Here is a 14,974-nt window from a genome sequence, read left to right on the forward strand (position 1 = left end):
TCGAGGGATTATGGCGGACGTACTTTCCGACGACGAGATCTCGGACCGACTCCCGGAAACGTGGGACCGCGAGGGCGACGAAATCGTTCGCGTCTACGAGTTCGACGACTACCTTCGCGGCGTGAACTTCGCCCAGATGGTCGGCGAAATCGCTGAATCACAGTTCCACCACCCCGAGATAACGATCCGCTACGAGGAAGTCGAAATTCGACTCACGACCCACGACGCTGGCGGTATCACGGAGAACGACATCGAGATGGCGGAGTTGATCGAGTCCGAACACAGCGCCTGAACCCTGGCCCAGAGCGTAACGATGGAGGCTCACTACGCGTTCCTGGTCGAAGCCAGACTCACGCCCGTCGACCCCGGGCTGACAATCGATTCGCCGGTCGTCGAGCGACGTTGTCTGCTCGCGGCACCCGAACCCGGCGACCAGGGGTGGCGGCTGTTTCGCGACCTCCTCTGGCGCGGCGAACTCGGCGACGAGCGCCACGCTCGAGCGCTGATTGCCGAGAAACTCGGGCAACCAGTCGAAGCCGTCGAGTTCCGGGCGTTCTACGCGGACGAACCCTACCTCGAGGCGCTGAAATCGGCGATCGGGGACGACCTCGAGTCGTTCAAGGCCGACGACGTCACCGAGGTCCTCTCGAAGTACTTCGGGTCGTCGCTCGAGGTTGGCGTCGATCCGATGGGCGGGCCAGATGGGTCCGGCAGGTCCGACGCGGACTGACGCCGTCGAGTCGATCCCAAACCGGTGGCCGATGCCCTCGATCTCTCGACCGATCAATCGGTTAGCTGCGCCGTCGAACCGGCGGTTAGTCGCACCGTCGAACCACACTCGAGGTCGAGTGTGATCGTTGCCACCAGTTTCGAACCCGACCTCACCAACAGCGTTAACCCACCTGCGTGACAGAAGTCGGGTATGCTCGGCTATCACCTCGCGTTTCTCCTCCTGGTCGTCGGGACGACCGCGTTCTTCAGCGCGCTCTCGGTCCTGAACGTCCGCTACGGCAAACGGGCACTCGAGCGTGAGCGGGAGTGGGTCACCTCGCGTCTGGACTTCGACGACCTCGACCGCGTGGCTGCCTACCAGCAGGCGACAACCCAGCTCTCACAGGTTCAGACCTGGGTCACCCTCGCGCTCGTCCTCGCCGCGCTCTACTCCGGGGCGCTCGCCGCCGTCGTGGACGGACTCGAGGGACTGGGCTATGGCCCGGTCGTCACCGGCGTCGGCTTCTTCGCCGGCATGGTGGTCGTCCTGCAGGTGCTCTCGCTCCCGTTCGACGCCTACGACACGTTCGTGATCGAGGAGCGGTTCGACTTCAACGAACAGACGCCGGCCCTGTTCGTCAAGGACCTCGTCCTCGGGACGCTCGTCGGCCTCTGCATTACCGCTGCGCTCGCCGCCGGCGTCCTCTGGTTTATCGCTACCGTCCCGACCTACTGGCCCCTCGCCGCCGTCGCCCTCTACGTCGCCTTCTCGCTCACGATGCTCGTCGTCTATCCGCGCGTGATCGCCCCGCTGTTCAACGACTTCGAGCCCATCGAGACCGGCGACCTCCGGGAAGCCGTCGAGCGCGTCTTCGACCGCGCGGGCTTCACCTGTGACGGCATCTACCTCATGGACGCGAGCAAGCGATCCTCGCACTCTAACGCCTACTTCGTCGGCTTCGGACGGACCAAACGGGTCGTTCTCTTCGACACACTGGTCGACCAGATGACCCTCGAGCAGGTCGAGGCCGTCCTGGCTCACGAACTCGCCCACTGGAAGCGCGCGCACATCTGGAAGCAGTTCGGCGTCGGTACCCTCCGCGTGGGTGCAATGTTCGTCGCGCTCTGGGCACTCCTCCAGACCTCGTGGCTGTACGCGATGTTCGGGCTCCCGGAGACGGCCTACGTCGGGCTCGCGGTCGGCGCGCTCTGGATTCAGCCGCTGGCGAAGCTCAGCCGGCCGCTCGAGAACAAACTGTCTCTGTCCCACGAGCGAGAGGCCGACGCGTTCGCAACCGAGGTCATGGGAGGTGGCCAGCCGCTGGTCGACGGACTCTGTCGGCTGACCAGCGAGAACCTCTCGAACCCGTTTCCGCACCCGTGGTACGCGACGTTCCACTACACCCACCCGCCGATTCCCGACCGGATTCGCTACATCCAGGGCCTCGAGGACGGGTCGCCGGAATCGACAGACCCGGCCGTCGCGGACGGCGCCTGAACGCCACCTTCCGGCGACCGAAACCATTTATGCCCGCCGATTTAAATCAGGGCATAATGCGGAAAAGTGGGCCGCCAAAAGGCATCATCGCGTACCTCGTCCTCGAGTTGCTCGAGGAGAAACCCCGATACGGCTACGAAATTCTCAAGGAAATCCGTGAGATCAGCGGTGGCCACTGGGAACCGTCCTACGGGTCGGTGTATCCGATCCTCTACAAGTTCGAGGAGAAGGGATGGGCCGAGCGCATCGAACGCGAGGACGAACCCGACCGGAAGTACTTCGAACTCACCGACGATGGGCAGACCGAACTCGAGAATCGGCGAGATGACAGCGCCGAGAAGGCGCGCGATTTCGCTGACGTGATCCTTGGTTTCTTCCACGTCTACGCCGCATTCTCGACGGACGAGCGGTTCGACATTCCCGAGCTCGAGGGGCAATGGCGCTTCGACGAGACGTTCAGCGCGTGGGTCGTCGAGCAGGTGGTACGTCACCACGAGCACTACTTCGATGCGACGTTCGAGCGAATCGACGACACGCCCGAAGAGTTCTACGAGCGACAGGGAATCGACGAGTCCGACTCCTGAACGTCGGACTCGAGTTCGAGGCCCTCGACAGATCACGACCTGCGTGCCTGCTCGGACGGTAGTCCCGTAATTTCGAAGCGTGCACCCTCGGTCGATCCGTCATCGAGCGAGAACGTCCATCCGTGGGCGTCGACGATCGTTCGAACGAGTTCGAGACCGTACCCCGTACCGTCGGGCGAGGTCGTGTACCCTGGATCGAAGATTGCCTCGCGCTCGGTTTCAGGGATTCCGGTGCCGGTGTCTTCGACGAAGATTCCACCGTCGACGTCACCGACGGTTATTTCGACGTTCGGGCCGCCGTGTTCGATAGCGTTCCGCAGGAGGTTTTCGAACACGTGCTGGATCGTCGTCGGGTCGGCGTGTATCGTTCGGTCGGTCTCGACGGCGAGGGTCGCCTCCTTCCTGTCGACGGTGCTCCAGGCAGTGTCCAGCACGCTCCTTAGGGAAAGGTTCTCTCGCTCACCGACTCGGTCGCCTCGCCGGGCCAATGCGAGGATGTCGGTCACGATGCTCTCCATTCGCGAGTGTGCAATCGCGACGTTCTCGAGTGCCTCGCTGTCTGCGTCTTCGCGAGCGAGTTCGAGGTAGCCCTGGGCAACTGCCAGCGGGTTCCGGAGGTCGTGGGAAACGGTCGCCGCGAACGCGTCCATCTGCTCGTACTGCGCCTCGAGTCGGCGCCTGGAACGTTGACTCTCGGTGACGTCGCGCAAGACGACGACCCAGCCGACCTGTCGGTTTCCGCGTTCGAGCGGTTCGGCGAGCGGTCTGACGTATCGGATCTCGCCGTCGACGTCGATCGGAATCGGATCGTCCTCACCCGTGAGCGTTTCGAGGTCGAACGAGGGGAGCATCGACGCGAGCGGCGACCCGAAGTCGCCATCGAGGTGCTCGAGCAGCGTTCGTCCCCGCTCGTTCACGTGCACGATCCGACCGTCGGCGTCGAGGACGAACGTGCCGTCGGGCGAGTATTTGATAACCGTCGCGTAGGCGAGCGGCGGGAGCGAAAAGAGGCGGTAGCGAAAGATGGCGACTGCGAACGCGGTAGCGGCGATCGCGCCCGATATCGGGACCAGGTTTATCGTCTCGAATCCGAACGGTGGAACGCCAAATCTCGACAGAATCACGAACACGAGTGGACTCGTGGCGCCGACGGTGAGCAGGCCCGCTTGCTGGTAATACGACGGTCCGACGCGCCTCGCCTCGAGGCCGATGACGACGATCGCGGCGACCGTCAACACGAGGTTGTACAGGCTGAACACGTAGAATACAGGCCCGTCCTCGACGCGAACCAGGGTCAAGTCCCCTTCGATGACGTTTACGCCAGCGATGATGGCGTCGTCGGGTCCGACGAAGAGCAACACGACGAACAGCGTCGGAATAGCCATAACGCCAGCGACGACGTCCCATCGAAGCCACCGATGGCGGTCAGTGTAGGCGAGGGCGAACAGGAACAGCAGTGGCGAGACGAGCGCCACGCCGACGTGGAGGAGCTGGTAGAACAGCAGTTTCACGTCCGGATCGGTGTGAAGCAATTTGAGGGCCGAAAATCCCGTCCACAGGAACGCACCGAGCGAGAGGCCGAAGAAGAGGACGACCGACGGGTCCGCTCCTCGGGTTCGCACGCGAAACAGGGTGTAAACAACGATTATAAACGTAACTATCGTTGCAAAGAGAATTGGGAGTACGACTGGCGTGTATTGCCAACTCACACGACATACAGGGAAAGCGCACCACATGAGTGTATTGGCTGATTTCGGGGCGTTCAACGACAACGTGGCAGGAAAGAATCACCCCGTTGGTTTCCCTCGAGGTGGCCGATTGAGTCGTTTCGTTCCCCACCAGCTGGCTCGTGCTGGTTCTGCGAGCAAGACTCTGTGACGACTCGAATCCAACGCTAAGATGGCACGTGAGGAGATAGGTCACTCTCCTCCCCCTACCCTGCGGGCCGCTTCGGGTTCTCACACGTGCTCGGCGAGGTCGACGGCGGCCAGGCAGAGTAGTTGCGCGCACTTTACGTCGACGTCGGCTCAGTCACAATCGAATCGGACCTCGAGGGACGCTCGGGCGCCAAAAGACGTCTCGAGGCGTTCGCACGGTCAAGGGATGTCACTTATGCCGCGATCGGTTCAGGCACCGTCTCGTCGTCCGACGATTCCGTGCGCGGGAGATCAATCGTGAACTGGCTTCCGTCGGGTCCCGTCTCCGTAACCTCGACGGTGCCGCCGTAGGTACTGACCAGTTCGTCGACAAGGTACAACCCCAGCCCGTGGGTGGTCCCTCGTCCTTTCTCCCGCTCGAAGAGCGAGTCGATCGCGTCCGGCCGAATCCCCGGCCCGTTGTCTTCGATCTGAACGCGGACGGTGTCGTCCATTCGTTCAGCACTGACGCTCACGGTCGGGGTGTTGGCGTCGTTGTGCGTGACCGCGTTCGAGAGCACGTTCCCGAAGATGCGAGGCAACAATTCGTCGGCTTGGACGACGAGTTCGTCCGGGACGTCCGTCCGAACCTCGACGTCGCCATATCGGTTCGTGAGCTTGGCCACTTCCTCGGCCAGAACTCGAGTGAGGTCCACCGGATACAGCTCGTGCGTCCCCGAGGCCGTCTCCAGGAGGACGCGAACGTCGGCGATGACCGTGCTCATCTCGTTTGCCTCCTCGTGGATGATCGTAGCGTGCTTCCTGTACTCTGGATCCAGTTCCGACTCCGCTTCCAGGATCTGTGTCGCGTATCCGTCGATGATGTTCGCGGAGTTGAGCACTTCGTGTCTGAGCACGCTGTTCAGGTAGTCGAGCATCGTCCGTTGCTCCTCGAGTTGTTCGGATCGGACCGTCGCTCGCTCGGCGGTGATCGCCTGATCGATGGCCCGTCCTTCGAGGACGCCGAGGAGCAGTCCGACACCGGCGCCGAAGGCGACCGCCCACCGCGTCCAGCCCACCACGATGCCCCACGATTCGGTTGGCATGACGGCCATGAATCCGACGTTGAGTAGCGTGAACGTGACGAGTCCGCCGATCCACCACCAGGCGATGCGGGGATACCGACGGGACGACACCTGGACTCCTTCCAGCCAGTACCCGCCGTAGATAATCCCGATTGCGGCGATAGCGGTCGAGGCCGCGCCCATCACGAAGGCGCCGTTGACGAGGACGTTCGCACCGAGAACCCAGTGTGTCAGTACCTCCCCGGCCTGGACGGCGAGTAACAGGACGCCAAACCACCGTAACAGACAGGGGAGTTTCTCGTGCATACCGTATCTGTCTCTGAACTGGCGGCGGCATTATTAAGGGATGTGGCCAACCCATTCGATGACCGACACTTGTCCGATCGCGCGATGGGGCGCGTACGTCCGCGTCGTGCAGTTCTCGACTGAACCCGTTCGATTATTATCAATTATACAGATACGTCATGGAACTCGAGGCGATTCGGGAGATTGACCTCGATCGGCAACGATTCGCGTTCGGATACGGGTTCTTTACCGTTCCGCAGTGCGTCGAGCCAGTCGCTCGCGGCTCAGTCGTGTCGAAACCAACGACGGACGTCGTTTCACTCGCCCTTCGTGATTTCGGCATACCTTCGTTTCACTCAGTCGTGCCGAAACGACCGCTGCCCCGTAAACACCATCCTGCATCCACCTTTTTCTCGACGGGTTCTCTTCGATCACCCGTCTCCAAAAAAATCTGGACCAAAAACCGCTCGTTCGCGTTGCTCACTCGCGGTTCAGTCGTGTCGAAACCAACGACGGACGTCGCTTCGCTCATCCTTCGTGATTTCGGCATACCTTCGTTTCACTCAGTCGTGCCGAAACGACCGCTGCCCCGTAAACACCATACTCATGCCGAGTTCGTTCGCCGCCTCGATCACGTCCTCGTCGTTGACCGAACCGCCGGGCTGGATCACCGCCTCGATTCCCGCCTTCGCCGCCTCCTCGAGCCCATCCGGGAACGGGAAGAAGGCGTCCGAGGCCATTACCGCGCCCTCGGCGGACTTGCCCTCGGCGTGTTCCTCGGCCTTCATCGCCGCGAGTCGCACCGCGTCGACGCGAGAAACCTGGCCCATTCCCACGCCGACCGTCTCCGTGCCCTTCGCGAAGAGGATGCCGTTCGACTTCACGTGCTTGAGCGTCTGCCAGGCGAAGACCATCGTCTGGAGTTGCTCGTCGGTCGGCTCGCAATCGGTGACGACCTCGAGGTCCGTAGTTGATAGCTGTTGGTCGTCACGCTCCTGGACGAGTCGGCCCCCGACGAGGGGTTTCTCGGTGAACCGCTCGCTGGTGCCGTCAAGGTCGCCAACGTCGAGCACCCGAAGGTTCTTCTTTTCGCACAGGATCTCGAGGGCGTCCTCGGCGTAGCCTGGAGCGACGACGACCTCCTTGAACGAGTCGGTGATCGCCGCGGCGGTGTCGGCGTCGCACTCCCGATTGAGGGCGACGATGCCGCCGAAGGCGCTCATCGGGTCCGTCGCAAGCGCGCGGTCGTAGGCCTCGGCGACGGTGTCGGCGGTGGCACAGCCGGCCGGGTTCGTGTGCTTGATGACCGCGGCGGCCGGCTCGTCGAACTCCTTGATCAGGTTGAGAGCGCCGTCGGCGTCGTTGTAGTTGTTGTAGCTGAGCGCCTTCGCTCCCTCGTTCAACTGCTCGGCGTGGACGACGGAGGCCTCCTCGCAGGTGTAGTCGGCGTAGATAGCCGCGTCCTGGTGGGGGTTCTCGCCGTATCGCAGGGTATCGAGGCGGTCGCTCGAGGTGAGGCGTCGAGCCGGGAGCCCGCCATCTTCATCGGCTCCGTCGGCGCCGTCGGCTCCATCAGCCTCGTCGCCGTCGACTGTGACCTCCCCTCGCTCGAGGTCGACGTCCACCGCTCCCTCGGCGAACCACTTCACCACCCGCGGGTACGCACGGAACTCGCCCTCGTAGAGCACGCGGTCTTTGAGCGCCTCACGGGTGTCACCCTCGTAGACTGGCACCGGTTCCTGGGTGACGATCGGGCCCATGTCGACCTCGCTCTCGACGACCTCGCCGTCGTCGTCGGTGGCGTCGGTGACGACGTGAACCGTACAGCCCGTAACGGCGACGCCAGTCTCCAGAGCGTCGCCCCAGGCGTCCGTGCCGGGAAACGCCGGGAGCAGAGACGGGTGGACGTTGAGCGTCGTCGGCTGGGCCTCCAGGAAGGTATCCGAGAGAATGCGCATGTAGCCGTCGAGACAGACCAGGTCGTAGTCGTAGCCCTCGAGTACGGCGTTGACGGACCTCTCGTGGTCGCGTCGGCCCATCCCGTCCTCGAGCGGGACGACCTCCGATGGAATCCCGCGTTCGGCGGCAGCTTCGAGCACCGGTGCGTCGGGGTCGTTCGTCAGGACGACGGCGAGTTCGGCGCTACCTGGCGCCCGATCGGCGACGTTCAGCAGATTTCGCCCGCGGTTCCCGGCGAGTCCGGCGAGTCGTGTCATACCTGGTGGAGCGCTCGCGAACGGCAAAGTGGTTGCGGTCTCGAGACGCGAAGTATGCACGAACGTGCCGCAAAGTCAGCCGGAAAGCGCGTGATAACCCAGACGATATGCACGGCCGTGGGACTCGTTCCGACACGCTTTTGCACACCGCTCGTGGATCCACGCACATGACCGACATCCACGCGCTGTACGCCGTCTCGCCGCTCGACGGCCGCTACGGCTCCCGGACGAAACCCCTGACGCCGTACGTGAGCGAGGCCGCGCTCATGCGCGCCCGCGTCCGCGTCGAAGTCGAGTATCTGCTCGCGCTCGCTGACCTCGGGGCGACGCCACTCGAACTCGAGTCTGACGAGCGAAATTACCTCCGCGGGCTCTACGAGAGCTTCGACGAGGAGGACGCCGAGTTGATCAAGACGCTCGAGATCGAAGGGTATGGGGGATTCGACGCGACCAATCACGACGTCAAAGCCGTCGAGTACTTCGTCCGCCACCACCTCCGCGACGGCAGCGAGGCGTCGCCGTGGATCCACTTCGGGCTGACCAGCGAGGATGTGAACAACCTCGCCCACCGGTTGCTGGTCCGGGGGGCCGTCGAGGACGTCCTCTTGCCCGCGCTGTACGACCTTCGAGATACGCTGACCGAGATGGCCCAGGAGCACCGCGACGTCCCGATGCTCGCCCGAACGCACGGCCAGCCCGCGACGCCGACGACGTTCGGGAAGGAATGCGCGGTCTACGCGGCCCGCCTCGGGCGCGCGACGGCCCGCGTGAGCACAGCGACCGACGCGCTCTCCGGAAAGCTCGGCGGGGCCTCCGGCACCTACGCAGCCCACGTCGCCGCTTACCCCGACGTCGACTGGCGGGCGTTTGCCCGCGAGTTCGTCACCGGACTGGGCCTCGAATTCACGCCCCTCTCCACGCAGGTGAACCCGTGTGACGACCTCGCCGCCGTCTTCGACGCGTTCCGCGGGGTCAACAACGTCCTGCTCGACCTCGACCTCGACGTCTGGCTGTACGTCTCCGACCGCTACCTCGGCCAGGAGGCCGTCGAGGGCGAAACCGGCTCGTCGACGATGCCCCACAAGGTCAACCCCATCGACTTCGAGAACAGCGAGGGGAACCTCTCGAAGGCCAACGCCGACCTCACGTTCCTCGCCGACTACGTCACCACCTCCCGCCTCCAGCGAGACCTCTCGGACTCGACGGTCAAACGGAACGTCGGGGCGGCGTTCGCACACTGCCTGATCGGGTACGGCAAGACGCAGGTCGGCCTCGAGAAGGTCGTCCCCAACGAAACGGTCATGCGCGAAGCCCTCCAGGACACCCCCGCGATCATCGGCGAGGCTGTCCAGACGATCCTCCGGCGAGAGGGCCGGGACGACGCCTACGAGCAGGTGAAGGCGCTCACCCGCGGTCGCGAAGTTACCCTCGAGGACTTCCACGACCTGTTCGCCGACCTCGAGGTGAGCGAGGACGTCCGCGAAGAGCTCATGGCCCTGCGCCCGGAGACGTACGTCGGCGTCGCGAGCGAACTGGTCGACGGCCTCGAGGAGTAACGCGCGGGCTTCCCGGTATCAGGGTCGCTCGAGTCGCTCACGCACGAATTGCCCATCCTCGCCACTCGCGTCTCGCCACCGCCAGGATCTGACGGCTGCATCGTCGTTGCCACCACTGCCCTCGAGACTGGCGATCACGTACGACCGATCGGGCCAGGCGGCCGCCTCGACGTCGGTCGCGCTGGGTCCCGACGGTCCGCGCGGATGGGAGTGGTAGAATCCGACGATGCCCTCGCCTCGAGCCTCGAGTCGCTCGAAGATCTCGAGTTGTTCTTCGGGATCGATTCGGTACCGGGTTCGCGGTTCATCGGCGACGTTCCGGGCCGGATAGTGCGACCGAACGCGACTCGTATCGGGGCCAAACTCGCCGCCGAGAACGCCACAGCACTCCTCGGGGACGCTCGCTCGAGCGTCCCCGAGGACCGCCCGTTCGATCGGGTCTGGGAGGACGAGCGTCGCCGTCTTGGGCGAATCCTCGTCCGGTATCTCTCGACCACCGTCTCCCTCTCCATCGCCGTCGCCGTCTCCGTCACCTCCAGCGCTCACGGGTCGACCTCGAGCCTTCGATCCAGGACGTCGAGCGGGACGGCAACGGATTCGTCCGGCGGTTCCGGGAATCGCTCGGGCTGGACGATGGGTGCGATGGCCTCGAGCGTGTCCACCAGCCGCGGACCGGGCCGGTTGAGGTACTGGTTCCCGTCGAGCGCCCAGACGCGCCCCTCGCGGACGGCAGCCAGTTCGTCCCACCCCTCCCTGTCACTGAGGTCCGCGAGGTTGGCTGCCGTCTGCTCGAGGTCGAAGCCGCAGGGGGCGACGATCGCGATTTCGGGGTCGTACGCGCGTATTTCGTCCCACTCTCGCGGACGAGAGCGTTCTCCCGCGTCGGCGAGCCCGTACCGACCGCCGGCCCACTCGACGAGTTCGGCCGTCCAGTGACCCGCGATCATGACGGGGTCGGTCCAGTCGAAGATGGCGACCCGTAGGCGTTCTCCGTCTCCGGGCGCGATGTCGGCCGTTCGAGTCCGAACAGCGTCGATGCGCTCCTCGAGGGCGGCAACCACGTCTCGAGCACGCTCCAGGACGCCCGCCGCCTCGCCTACGCGTTCGACATCCGCGAGCACGTCCGCGACCGAGTGAGGGTCCGTCGTCAGCACCTCGGGGTCGGCAGCGATTGCCTCGAGGGCGCGTTCGACGACGACCTCGTCGACCGCACAGACGTCGCACATTCCCTGGGTGACAACGAGATCTGGGTCGAGCGAGTCGAGCGTGTCGACGGCCACGTCGTAGACGCCGTCTCCTGCGGCGGCCTCGAGCACCTGCTCGTCGATGGCGCCGCTCGAGGCGTCGGCGTCGATCCGGGAGGCCGTCACCGACGGGCGGTCCCGGACGGCGGGTGGAAAGTCACACTCGTGAGAGACGCCGACGGGTTCGAGACCGAGGGCACAGACGATCTCGGTCGCCGAGGGAAGGGTGGTGACGATGCGCATAGCGAGCAGTTGTGTGCGGTGGGCCAAAAGCCCACCTGCCTCCGGCGTTCGCTCGGTGATCGCGCACCGATCGACCGTCGACGCAGGAACTGCCTGCACGGTCCGGCTACAGAGACTACCTGCACGGTTCGGCCTCAGGGACCGCCTGTGGTCAATCGAATGACCGTTTCGATTGCGACAACAGTTCGTAGTAGGCCACCGCGAGCACGGCCCGCCCGTCGCGAATCGTTCCCTCTCGCACGGACTCGAGAAACGTCTCGTAGTCCATCGACGACGCACGAATACTCTCGTCGTGGTCTAGCCGCTGCTCGCTCGCCGGCTCACAGCCCCGGGCCAGAAAGAAGTGGACGACCGAGTCGGCGAGGCCGTTCGCGGGTTCGACGGTGAGCAGCGCCTCGAGCGTCTCGGCCCGGTAGCCGGTTTCCTCGGCGAGTTCGCGGCGGGCCGCGGCCTCGAGATCGTCGTCATCGGGTTCGGTGGTCCCGACGGGCAACCCGCGGCTAACCCGGGAGACCGCCTGGCGCCACTCCTCGATGCAGACGACCTGCCCGTCGTCGGTCAGGGGAAGAATGCAGACGCTCGCTGGTTCGGAAAGGTAATCGAAATCGGTTTCGCTGCCGTCGGGGAGCCGTACGGTCTGAGTAACGACGTCGAAGCCCGGACAGGAGTAGGCTACGTCAGAGTCGACGGTCTCCCAGGAGAGGGGATCAGTCGGCATACCCGCCAGTATGGGCGTCTTGGGCAAAAACGTCCGGTCCCATCCCGACTCGAGTCGAGGTCGGTCGAACGGGTCGTCCGGTCCCTGCCGCTACGCCGTCGCTACGCCCTCCGTTCCGCAGACGTACCCGCTCTATAACAAAGCCACAGATCGGTGAAGGTTCGTTTTCAGAGGGTGATCCATGGATCAACTAACAGGCTTCCAACGCGACTTGCTGTACGTCATCGCCGGGATGGACCGTCCGTCGGGACAGCAAATTCTCGACGACATCAACGAGTACATCGATCAGCCGGTGACACACGGCCGGCTCTATCCGAACCTCGATACGCTCGTCGAACGCGAACTGGTCGAGAAGGGACAGCTCGACCGGCGGACGAACTACTACGCGCTCACCCCCAAGGGACGGCGCGTCCTGGAGCGGCGCCAGAAGTGGGTACAGCGATACGTCGACGTCTAGGCGTCGGCGCCGGACGGTTGACACGGCCGACAGGCAGGGATGCGCTGCGTGCGCTTCCCTGACCGAGTTGCGTCACGTCGGCTGACTTCTTCTGTCGAAGACGAGTGTGGGTTCAGGGGTCAGATTCGCTGGTACTGTAGGTTTTGTCGGTACTGCTTGTTCCGTCGGTACTGGTGGTTCAATTGGATTCGGCTCCGTCGGTACCGCTCGTTCCGTTGGGTTAATCCCTGTTGGTGTCGTCCTGGGGGGCGCCATCGCCATCGTCATCGCCATCGTCGGCGCCACCATCGGTTTCGTCCATCCCGGCTTCGTCGCCATTGTCACCCCTGTCGGAATCGTCGTCATCACCTGGCGCTCGCTCTCCCGACTCCGGTTCCGATCCTGGTTCCGGCTCCACCTCCGACTCCTCGAGCGCTGCCGGCCCGTCCTCGGTCAACTGCACCGTGAACGCGCGATCGGGCCGGTCGGTATCGGTATCGGGGTCGAGGAATCCCTCCGCGAACGCCGTGTAGGCCGTATTCGCCTCGAGTTCGACGGTGACGGTGGCAACGGCGTCCTGACTTTGGTCGGTGCGATTCTCGCCGTCGGCTGACGTCTCCTCATCGTTTGTCGTCTCCTCATCGTCCGACGGCTCCTCACCATCCGACGTCTCCGACTCGCCACCCCTCGCTTCGCCGCCGCCCGCAGACACACCGCTCGCCCCGTTACCGGCCGCCGCAGGCACCACCTCGAGGGTGTACGAACCCGACGGGAGAGCGACGTAGTTCGTCCCCCGGCCGAAGGCCACACCGTCGAACACCGCCCGTTCGCTCTCGGCGTCGCGCACGTCGACCGCCGGTGCGTCGGGGGCGGCGTGAACGAGCCGAAGCAGCGCCGATCCGGCATCGGACAGCAACTCCACTCGGACCGCTTCCTCCGGAGCGTCCAGGACGGCGATCGTGTAGAACGCCGTCTCGAGCGCGATGGATTCGTCGTAGAAGACGGTCTCCTCGTCGCCGGTCGCTGTGATCGTGACGTCGTGAGTGCCGGGTTCGACGACGAAGTACGGCGTCGTCCGCTCGGAAGCGATCCCAGAAACGATCGACTCCCCGTCGACGGCGACGTCGACGCTCGGTGCGCCGGGCGCGAGGTGAGTGACGCGAACGGCCGTTAACGGTGTGTCCGACTCGTCTTCGTGCTCGTGGTCGTTCACTGTGAAGACGGGGTCGTGCTCGCCCTCGGACCCCGCGATCTGGATCGAGCGGCCCGCGCCGTCGAGCGACTCGAGTGCCGTGGGTCGTGTCCTGGTCATGCGATCGAATTCGTGAGTGCCGACCGGATAAAGCGCCCAGTCGGTTGTGGCGCCCGTGGTCCGGTTTACTCGCGAGCGGCGCGTGTAGGGTGACGATACCGCGCGGAAAGCACTCCGTACACCGATGGAGACGACGGAGCGATGGACCGCGGGATGCTGATTCGACCGCCGTCGACCACGACATTCGCCTTCGATCAACGTCGAATACTGTCGGTCGAGTTGAAACAGCATTCACAATATGCCGTCGTATTTTCCATTGGCGGCAATACCAATCATTTTACTAATGATTGAATTTCTTACAGTCAAGAAATTCGAAGCTAAATGTTTTGGAATGGTCGTTATCCCTCTCGTAGCAGTAGCCGATAGGTACCCATGACGACAATCGCTGACTTCGAGATCGACGCGTCGACGGTCGCCCTCGGCGAGACCTTCGACACCCTTCCGGAGTTGACCTGTTCGGTCGAGCAGGTCATCGCGGCCGCGGACCGCGGCCTCTGGTTCGAGGGTGCCGACCGCTCGGAACTCGAGGCAGCCCTCGAGGACGACCCGACGGTCGACGACATCGCGTTGATCGCGGCCGACAAGGCCGACGGGCAACTCCTCTACGACGTGACCATGGGTGACGACGCGATCGACGTGTTCGAACTCATCCTGAAGGAGCGCGGCACGGTCCTGTCGGCGTCCGCGAGCGAGGGACGCTGGCACCTCCGCGTCCGGTTCATCGATCACGACGACGCGAGTCGCCTCTACGATCGACTCGAGGAGAGCGAAGCGAGCTCGACGCTCAAGCGACTGACCGAGTTACGGGAGGCCCCATCGACGACGGACCGCCTCACGGAGAAACAGTACGAAACGTTGCTCACGGCGTTCGAACAGGGTTACTTCACTATCCCACGTGAGACGTCGATGGAGGAACTCGCCGACGAACTCGGCATCTCCCACCAGGCGCTCTCCGAGCGCTTCCGGCGTGCCTATCGGGAACTCGTCCTGACTGCGCTCAATGGGACTCATCCCACACATCCGGAAGACGACGCCTCGAAGCCCGAACCCAACCAGCCGGCGTAGCGATATTGCTGACAGCGCCTCGTCTCGAGGGACTATCCGGGCGATTATTGCCGTCGTCGCCGTCGCTACGATTGTCGTCGCAATGACTGTCGTCACAGCGGAACTATCATCGCAGCCGTGACGATATCTCCCCTAACATAAGCTCGTTTCGTCGTCAAAACGGCC

General features: G+C 64.0%; 14 protein-coding genes. 7 read left to right on the plus strand and 7 right to left on the minus strand.

From position 1 onward, the window contains the following. Window positions 1–10: 10 nt before the first annotated feature. The 4 genes from NGM15_RS11120 to NGM15_RS11135 all read left to right on the plus strand — a co-directional run bounded on the left by NGM15_RS11120 (window position 11) and on the right by NGM15_RS11135 (window position 2,793). Entirely contained in the window at window positions 11–292 is a 282-nt protein-coding gene (locus NGM15_RS11120; protein ID WP_253430761.1) for a 4a-hydroxytetrahydrobiopterin dehydratase, read from the plus strand. Between the two features lie 21 nt (window positions 293–313). Continuing rightward, window positions 314–730 (plus strand): LWR-salt protein, encoded by a 417-nt coding sequence (gene lwrS / locus NGM15_RS11125; RefSeq protein WP_253430764.1) that lies wholly within the window; start codon window positions 314–316, stop codon window positions 728–730. Window positions 731–922: 192 nt separating this feature from the next. Next, complete coding sequence (locus NGM15_RS11130; protein WP_253430766.1) at window positions 923–2,209, plus strand: M48 family metallopeptidase; 1,287 nt, start codon at window positions 923–925, stop codon at window positions 2,207–2,209. A 56-nt stretch (window positions 2,210–2,265) separates the two neighbouring features. Then, complete coding sequence (locus tag NGM15_RS11135) at window positions 2,266–2,793, plus strand: PadR family transcriptional regulator (RefSeq protein WP_253430770.1); 528 nt, start codon at window positions 2,266–2,268, stop codon at window positions 2,791–2,793. Window positions 2,794–2,825: 32 nt separating this feature from the next. Here NGM15_RS11135 and NGM15_RS11140 read toward each other — a convergent pair whose 3' ends face one another. The 3 genes from NGM15_RS11140 to purH form a co-directional block, all read right to left on the minus strand. Then, entirely contained in the window at window positions 2,826–4,529 is a 1,704-nt protein-coding gene (locus NGM15_RS11140) for a sensor histidine kinase (RefSeq protein ID WP_256498853.1), read from the minus strand. Between the two features lie 374 nt (window positions 4,530–4,903). Continuing rightward, entirely contained in the window at window positions 4,904–6,040 is a 1,137-nt protein-coding gene (locus NGM15_RS11145; RefSeq protein ID WP_253430776.1) for a sensor histidine kinase, read from the minus strand. Between the two features lie 542 nt (window positions 6,041–6,582). Beyond that, window positions 6,583–8,235, minus strand: coding sequence for a bifunctional phosphoribosylaminoimidazolecarboxamide formyltransferase/IMP cyclohydrolase (gene purH / locus NGM15_RS11150; RefSeq protein ID WP_253430780.1), 1,653 nt, complete (start codon window positions 8,233–8,235; stop codon window positions 6,583–6,585). 167 nt (window positions 8,236–8,402) lie between these two features. Here purH and purB point away from each other — a divergent pair, with 167 nt between their 5' ends. Next, complete coding sequence (gene purB, locus NGM15_RS11155; protein ID WP_253430783.1) at window positions 8,403–9,791, plus strand: adenylosuccinate lyase; 1,389 nt, start codon at window positions 8,403–8,405, stop codon at window positions 9,789–9,791. An 18-nt stretch (window positions 9,792–9,809) separates the two neighbouring features. Here purB and NGM15_RS11160 read toward each other — a convergent pair whose 3' ends face one another. The 3 genes from NGM15_RS11160 to NGM15_RS11170 all read right to left on the minus strand — a co-directional run bounded on the left by NGM15_RS11160 (window position 9,810) and on the right by NGM15_RS11170 (window position 11,996). Continuing rightward, window positions 9,810–10,277: a desampylase gene (locus NGM15_RS11160; RefSeq protein ID WP_305882009.1), complete on the minus strand. Its 468-nt coding sequence runs from the start codon at window positions 10,275–10,277 to the stop codon at window positions 9,810–9,812. A gap of 56 nt (window positions 10,278–10,333) precedes the next feature. Next, window positions 10,334–11,278 carry a cobalamin-binding protein gene (locus NGM15_RS11165; protein ID WP_253430788.1) on the minus strand — a complete coding sequence of 315 codons (945 nt, stop codon included), beginning with the start codon at window positions 11,276–11,278 and terminating at the stop codon, window positions 10,334–10,336. Between the two features lie 151 nt (window positions 11,279–11,429). Beyond that, window positions 11,430–11,996 carry an NUDIX hydrolase gene (locus tag NGM15_RS11170; RefSeq protein WP_253430791.1) on the minus strand — a complete coding sequence of 189 codons (567 nt, stop codon included), beginning with the start codon at window positions 11,994–11,996 and terminating at the stop codon, window positions 11,430–11,432. A gap of 181 nt (window positions 11,997–12,177) precedes the next feature. Between NGM15_RS11170 and NGM15_RS11175 the strand changes: the two genes are divergently transcribed. Then, window positions 12,178–12,453: a PadR family transcriptional regulator gene (locus NGM15_RS11175; RefSeq protein ID WP_253430794.1), complete on the plus strand. Its 276-nt coding sequence runs from the start codon at window positions 12,178–12,180 to the stop codon at window positions 12,451–12,453. 220 nt (window positions 12,454–12,673) lie between these two features. On the opposite strand, the gene NGM15_RS11180 is transcribed toward NGM15_RS11175, so the two are convergent. Continuing rightward, window positions 12,674–13,744, minus strand: coding sequence for a DUF4397 domain-containing protein (locus tag NGM15_RS11180; protein WP_253430796.1), 1,071 nt, complete (start codon window positions 13,742–13,744; stop codon window positions 12,674–12,676). Window positions 13,745–14,116: 372 nt separating this feature from the next. On the opposite strand from NGM15_RS11180, the gene NGM15_RS11185 reads away from it, so the two are divergent. Next, a complete protein-coding gene (locus NGM15_RS11185) occupies window positions 14,117–14,809 on the plus strand; it encodes a helix-turn-helix domain-containing protein (protein WP_253430798.1) in 693 nt (230 codons plus the stop codon). Window positions 14,810–14,974: the final 165 nt, after the last annotated feature.

This window comes from Natronosalvus halobius (assembly GCF_024138145.1).
Taxonomy (GTDB): domain Archaea; phylum Halobacteriota; class Halobacteria; order Halobacteriales; family Natrialbaceae; genus Natronosalvus; species Natronosalvus halobius.

Coding starts and splice junctions, on each gene's coding strand:
- NGM15_RS11120 (WP_253430761.1), top strand. CDS start 11: ATGGCGGACGTACTTTCCGACGACGAGATCTCGGACCGACTCCCGGAA.
- lwrS (WP_253430764.1), top strand. CDS start 314: ATGGAGGCTCACTACGCGTTCCTGGTCGAAGCCAGACTCACGCCCGTC.
- NGM15_RS11130 (WP_253430766.1), top strand. CDS start 923: ATGCTCGGCTATCACCTCGCGTTTCTCCTCCTGGTCGTCGGGACGACC.
- NGM15_RS11135 (WP_253430770.1), top strand. CDS start 2,266: ATGCGGAAAAGTGGGCCGCCAAAAGGCATCATCGCGTACCTCGTCCTC.
- NGM15_RS11140 (WP_256498853.1), bottom strand. CDS start 4,529: ATGTGGTGCGCTTTCCCTGTATGTCGTGTGAGTTGGCAATACACGCCA.
- NGM15_RS11145 (WP_253430776.1), bottom strand. CDS start 6,040: ATGCACGAGAAACTCCCCTGTCTGTTACGGTGGTTTGGCGTCCTGTTA.
- purH (WP_253430780.1), bottom strand. CDS start 8,235: ATGACACGACTCGCCGGACTCGCCGGGAACCGCGGGCGAAATCTGCTG.
- purB (WP_253430783.1), top strand. CDS start 8,403: ATGACCGACATCCACGCGCTGTACGCCGTCTCGCCGCTCGACGGCCGC.
- NGM15_RS11165 (WP_253430788.1), bottom strand. CDS start 11,278: ATGCGCATCGTCACCACCCTTCCCTCGGCGACCGAGATCGTCTGTGCC.
- NGM15_RS11170 (WP_253430791.1), bottom strand. CDS start 11,996: ATGCCGACTGATCCCCTCTCCTGGGAGACCGTCGACTCTGACGTAGCC.
- NGM15_RS11175 (WP_253430794.1), top strand. CDS start 12,178: ATGGATCAACTAACAGGCTTCCAACGCGACTTGCTGTACGTCATCGCC.
- NGM15_RS11180 (WP_253430796.1), bottom strand. CDS start 13,744: ATGACCAGGACACGACCCACGGCACTCGAGTCGCTCGACGGCGCGGGC.
- NGM15_RS11185 (WP_253430798.1), top strand. CDS start 14,117: ATGACGACAATCGCTGACTTCGAGATCGACGCGTCGACGGTCGCCCTC.